Origin of the sequence: Pseudomonas sp. PS02303 (genome assembly GCF_029959925.1) — a bacterium.
Taxonomy (GTDB): domain Bacteria; phylum Pseudomonadota; class Gammaproteobacteria; order Pseudomonadales; family Pseudomonadaceae; genus Aquipseudomonas; species Aquipseudomonas mandelii.
The window spans coordinates 1-662 of record NZ_JASCOM010000547.1 but is presented as its reverse complement, the minus strand read 5'-3'; the positions used below and the strand labels follow the sequence as shown (position 1 = coordinate 662).

Annotated in this window: 1 protein-coding gene; it reads left to right on the top strand. The window is 56.5% G+C overall.

Going from position 1 to position 662, the window contains the following annotated elements; translation table 11 throughout:
• Nucleotides 1–66: 66 nt before the first annotated feature.
• On the top strand, nt 67–662 hold a 596-nt coding region (gene istA, locus QMX98_RS34790; protein ID WP_282412090.1), incomplete at its 3' end, for an IS21 family transposase.

Genomic DNA, 662 nt, shown 5'->3' with positions numbered 1-662 from the left:
AAAACTGACCCAGGTGTTCAACTGCTTCTGCTCACTTTTTGAGCAGGAGAACACAGGGTGATCAGCATGGAAATGTTGGGGAAAATCCGGCGGATGTACTTCCGCGACAAGCTCTCGCTGCATCAGATAGCCAAGCGTACCGGGCTTTCTAGAAACACCATCCGAAAATGGGTCAGAGCGCCCGAAGCCACTCAGCCGGCGTACCAACGGTGCGCAACCTTCAACAAACTCAGCCCTTTCCACGAGACGCTGGAACAGGCGCTCAAGGCCGATTCGTTCCGGCCAAAACACAACCGCAGGAGCGCCAAAGCGCTTTTCGAGCAGATCAAGGCCGAGGGTTACGACGGCGGCTACAGCCAGCTCACGGCGTTTGTACGCTCTTGGCGAGGTGAGCAAGGCAAGTCTTTACGCGCTTTTGTACCGCTGACTTTTGCGCTCGGCGAGGCGTTTCAATTTGACTGGAGCGAAGAGAGTCTGCTGATCGGTGGCCTGTTTCGACGTATCCAGGTCTCCCACATGAAGCTGTGCGCCAGTCGCGCATTCTGGTTGGTTGCGTACCCCAGCCAAGGCCACGAGATGCTGTTTGATGCCCATACCCGTTCGTTTGGAGCGTTGGGTGGCGTGCCACGTCGCGGCATCTACGACAACATGAAAACGGCTGT